The sequence below is a fragment of the bacterium genome, from assembly GCA_026398675.1.
Classification (GTDB): Bacteria; RBG-13-66-14; RBG-13-66-14; order RBG-13-66-14; family RBG-13-66-14; genus RBG-13-66-14.
The window spans coordinates 1-4643 of the sequence record JAPLSK010000077.1 but is presented as its reverse complement, the minus strand read 5'-3'; the positions used below and the strand labels follow the sequence as shown (position 1 = coordinate 4643).

The 4643-nt window shown below is 65.6% G+C and carries 4 protein-coding genes and 1 pseudogene; all 5 read right to left on the bottom strand.

Going from position 1 to position 4643, the window contains the following annotated elements; translation table 11 throughout:
* Window positions 1–1358, bottom strand: a pseudogene (locus NTW26_01580) (CoB--CoM heterodisulfide reductase iron-sulfur subunit A family protein).
* A 52-nt stretch (window positions 1359–1410) separates the two neighbouring features.
* Entirely contained in the window at window positions 1411–1689 is a 279-nt protein-coding gene (locus NTW26_01575) for a DUF202 domain-containing protein (protein ID MCX7020963.1), read from the bottom strand.
* A complete protein-coding gene (locus NTW26_01570) occupies window positions 1686–2432 on the bottom strand; it encodes a TonB family protein (protein MCX7020962.1) in 747 nt (248 codons plus the stop codon). The genes NTW26_01575 and NTW26_01570 overlap by 4 nt, the downstream gene beginning before the upstream one ends.
* 35 nt (window positions 2433–2467) lie before the next feature.
* A complete protein-coding gene (locus tag NTW26_01565; GenBank protein ID MCX7020961.1) occupies window positions 2468–3331 on the bottom strand; it encodes a CoB--CoM heterodisulfide reductase iron-sulfur subunit B family protein in 864 nt (287 codons plus the stop codon).
* Between the two features lie 19 nt (window positions 3332–3350).
* Window positions 3351–3926, bottom strand: a complete 576-nt coding sequence (locus tag NTW26_01560) for a 4Fe-4S dicluster domain-containing protein (protein MCX7020960.1) — start codon at window positions 3924–3926, stop codon at window positions 3351–3353.
* Between the last annotated feature and the right edge of the window lie 717 nt (window positions 3927–4643).

Below are 4643 nucleotides of genomic sequence, written 5' to 3'. Positions count from 1 at the left end.
TGGTGTCGGCCCCCTTGAGGACGAGCTTGTCCCCGTCGCGGTAGATGCGGGATACGCGGCCGCGCAGGTAGAGCGCCCCGTCCTCCTCGATGGCCCGGCGCACGAACTCCTCGTAGCGCTTCCCACCCGCGCGCACGTCCATGTAAAAAACCACGGCCTGCCCGTCGTGCACGGCGTGCTTGTAGAGCATGGTGTGCTTGGCGGTGTACATGCAGCAGATTTTGCTGCAGAACTCGATGCCCTTCTCCGGGCAGCGGGAGCCGATGCACTGCAGGAAGGCCACGGTTTGGGGGACCTTGTTGTCCGAGGGCCGCTTGAGCTGGCCCAGGGTGGGTCCCGAGGAGGTCGTGATGCGCTCGAACTGGAGGCCGTCAATGATGTCGGGGTCCTCGCCGTACCCGTACTCGCCGTAGCCCGTGTAGAGGCCGCCCTCAGGCTGGCGCCCCAGCTCGTAGAGGGTGTAACCGGTGGCCGCCACGACGGCGCCGACGTCGTACTCCAGCAGCTCGTCCTTCTGCTCGTAGTCTATGGCGCCGGTGGGGCAAACCTTCTCGCAGACCTTGCACTTGCCGGTCTGGAAGTAGGTGCAGTACTCGGGGTGGAGGACCGGGGTGTTGGGCACGGCCTGGGGGAAGGGGGAGTTGATGGCCTTGGTCATGGCGCCCCGCCGGACGTCGGAGGCTTCCTTATAGCTGCCCTCGAACACGCCGAGGCCGGCATCGAAGTAGTTGGGCATCCGGGCGGGACTCTTTTCCTGGCACAGGCCGCAGCCGGTGCAGAGGTCGGTGTTGACGTAGCGGGCCCGCTGGCGGATGGTGGCCTTGAAGTTGCCGATGAAGCCCTCCAGCTTCTCCAACTCGGCCCAGGAGAGGATGGTCACCTTGGGGTGCTTGGCCGCCTCGACCATCCGCGGGGTCAGGATGCACTGGGAGCAGTCCAGGGTGGGGAACGTCTCGTCGAGCTGGGACATGTGGCCGCCGATGGAGGGGGTCCTCTCCAGAAGAATGACCTCGTGGCCGCCGTTGGCGATGTCCAGGGTGGCCTGGATGCCGGCGATGCCCCCGCCGATGACCAGCGCCCGCTTGGTCATCGGAACCCGGATACGCTCCAGCGGCTCGTCGAAGAACGTCTTCGTGCATGTGCGGGCTGCAGGCGGAGACTACCACGCCGTCCAGGTCGTACTCTTTGATCGCCTGGGCGATCATGTCCTGGCCCGGAGCCGAGCAGACGAACTTGTAGTCCGCCGCGTAGACCACACCGGGGATTTTCTTCATCTCCTCGGTCACCCGGGGGCAGTCCACGGTGTCGCCGATGTTTTTGCCACAGTGGCAGATGAAGACGCCTATTCTGCGGGCCATTTAACGTTCTCCTTCAATCGCGTCGGGCGTAGATGACGGTGCTTCGTTGAGGTCACTCGAAGAGATTAGGCTTCTTCCGCTCCGGCTCCTGGTGAAAGAGGCGGGCGATGATGCGGCGGCTCTGCACGTACCGGACGAAGCCGACGGCGGTGAAGACCCCTCCCAGGAACAGAAACACCCAGCCGAGAATCTGGAAGAGCGGCGTTTCGCCGAAGAACTTCAGCATCGTGAATCCCACCGCCCCGAATCCCAGGGCGGTGCGGATGTAAGCCAAAAGGGTTCTTTCGGCGGCCAGGAGGTTCCGATGGGCGGCCAGTTTAACCCGGATCAATGTGTTCTCTCACCGTATTTGCCGAGCTTGAGCTGATCGAATTGGCAGGCCCCGCCGGTCTCGTCGGTGGTCGGCTCCTCCGGGGGGGCCTCCTCGGAGGATTCGACCATTGAGGCGGCGGTCCGACCGCTGAAATCGTGGACGTACACCCCGCGGACGAGCCCGTTTTCAGGCACCACGCCTTCCCAGCAGACCGAGTACGCGGCGTTCAGGAGCTCGTCATCGGCGGCCTGCCGGCCGCTCGAGCGGATGAGCCAGGCGTCGAGTACCAGCCCCACTTCGTCCACCTCGAGACCGATAACGGCGAAGCCTTCCCCGAGGTAGTCCACGGAAATTGGCTCCCGGGGCGTCAGCTCCACCAGGGGCTCGGAGCTCTCCGGTTCCGCGGACGGCGCGGGCAGCGCCGGGCCCAGCGGATCGCCGGGCAGGACGCCCAGCTCGAACCGGTAGGGGATGGTGAGCCGACTCGAGACGGGAACTCCCTCGAGGGTGGCCGGTTTCCAGAGGGTGGCCTCGGCCGTTTCGAGGGCGGCGAGGTCAACGTCCTCCCGGCCGCTGGACTGCGCAATCCAGGCCTCGCTCACCTTGCCGGCCCCGTTGATCAACAGGCTGACGCGGCACTCCCCCTCGAATCCCGCCGCGGCGGCCCCCGGGGGGTAGGCCGGCGGCTCGAGGGGCTCCGCCGGAACGGGCGCGGTGTAATTCGCCGCCGCCCCGGCGATACCGGCGAGCGCAAGCAGCATGACGGCAATCTGTAAGACTAGGCTCTTCATCACGTTCAGGCGAATTTCTCCGATACGGACCGGGTCGGGACCAGGTGCATGTTCAGCCCGAGCTCCCGGGGCTTGTGCCCGTAGGCCAGGCCTATGAGCTCGGTGAGGTAGACGATGGGTATGCGGAGCTTCCGCCCGGCGATGCGCCCGGCGCCGCTCTGGCGCATGTCCAGGTTGGCGTGGCACATGGGGCAGGCCACGGCGATGCAATCCGCCGAAACCTTGGACGCCGCCACGAGTATCTTGGCCGCCAGGGCCTCCACGATGTCCACCCGGCTGAAGGGGAAGGCCGCCCCGCAGCACTCGGTGCGGTGGCTCCAGTCCACCGGCTCCGCGCCGACGCTCTCGAGAATCCGCTCCATCTTGCGCGGCTCCTCGGTGTCGTCCACGGTGGCGTAATCCGGCGGCCGGGTGAGCAGGCAGCCGTAGTAACAGGCGACCTTGAGGCCCTCCAGGCGGCGGTGGACCTTCTTCGCGATTTCCTCCAGCCCGACGTCGTCGGCCAGGAAGTCCACGATGTGCTTGACCTCGACCGATCCGTCGTACGGCTCCTCGACGGCCTCGGCGACCTGGGCCGCCAGCTTCTTGTCGTGCTTTAGCTCGTAGTTGGTCGCCGCGAGGCGGGCGTAGCAGGCGGCGCAGGTGGCGAGCACCGGCAGCTTCAGCGGCTTGGCCTGCGACAGGTTGTACGCCCCCAGGGAAAGGGACAAAAGCTTCGAGTGGTGGTGGCCGGGCGAGGCGGCGCAGCAGACCCAATCCGGCACTTCTTCCAGCTCGACGCCCAGGTCCTTGAACACGGCGAAGGCGCTCTTCTCGAACTCGCGGCTCGTGCCGTGGTTGGAACAACCGGGGTAGTAGCCGATTTTCAAAAAAACCTCCCAGGCTCGATTAATTCCCTTTCGACTCTATTTCGAGCGCCCGCTTGTAGATGTCCTTGACGGCCTGCCGGCCCTTTTTCGTCCCCCGCTGGGGGAAGAGCTTGAGCTTGCCCTTGAACAGAAGGCCCGGCAGCTTGGTCATACTGTTGAAGAAGTGGCCGCTGGTCAGGTTGTACGTCGCGGCGAGCTGGGCCTCGAACAGACGGCTGTGCATCCGTACCGTGCCCAGGAAGCGGCGCTCGAAGGTCAGAAGGTCGCGGTTCGGAGGCTTGATACCCCGCATCCGGGCGATCTGGCGCAGGGCGTCCATGACGGCGGCGACCGATACGCCCTTGGGGCAGCGCGTGTAGCAAGTCTCGCAACTGGCGCAGATCCAGGGCGTGTTGACCTTCAGGAGCTTCTCCCCGAAGCCGAGCTGCAGGTAGCGGACGACGCGGTTCGGCTTGATTTCCATCTCGTAGGCGGTCGGGCAGCCGGCGGTGCAGTTGCCGCACTGGTAGCACTCCGCGGCGACCTGGCCCGAGAGCGCCTCGACCTGCCGCTCGATGTCGCCCTGCAACCGTTTAAGCTCGAGTGTCAGCGCCATGGGATCCCTCGTGGGGTTAAGTTCGTGAAAAATGGTGCGCGGCGGGGGAACGATACGGCTCGCCCTGGAGCAAGCCCTTTTCGCGGGTGGGTTCGAGGTTGGCTTTCATCCCACGGCGTAACCTAGCAGACGGGTCTCCCTTTGTCAAGACCAGCGTAGCACGCTGGACCGCGCCCCCGCGGGGGGAATTGTTGGTGTTCGAGGTTTCGTTCCGCGAGCGATGCAAAATGACCAAATGCAATCACACTTTTAGGAGGATTAGTCGCCCGCAGGCCGGGGTGAGGGGTGAAACGGTCCCCTCCCCCCTTTGGGGGGGAGGCTCGCCTACGGGCTAGGGAGAGGGGTGGAAACGGCGGGGATGGGAACCGAGCGAAGCGAGCTATGCCCCTGGCAAATCCCCGCCCTACGGCAAATGACCGACGTAGGGGCGACCGGTAGGACGAGTCCTCCACGGTCGCCCGCGGGCCGACCTAAACGGCGCGCCGTCGGTCGGCCCCTACATAATCGCAGGCCGGGGTGAGGGTCGAGGTTGGGAACGTAAAAGCGGCGGGGAAAGGATTCCCCGCCCTACATTTAGGATTCAACCGTCATCGGGCGGGTGTGGACACCCGCCACCGCTTCGGGTCAATCTCCGGGCCGCGTCTCCTCCTCCTGCCGCATCAGCCGCTCGACCAGCGGGACCGGGGAGATATCCGGGTAGCCCAGCTCGGCGGCTAT

Excerpts from the sequence above, each read along its gene's own strand:
- NTW26_01570 (MCX7020962.1), bottom strand. The coding sequence starts at position 2,432 with ATGCTGCTTGCGCTCGCCGGTATCGCCGGGGCGGCGGCGAATTACACC.
- NTW26_01560 (MCX7020960.1), bottom strand. The coding sequence starts at position 3,926 with ATGGCGCTGACACTCGAGCTTAAACGGTTGCAGGGCGACATCGAGCGG.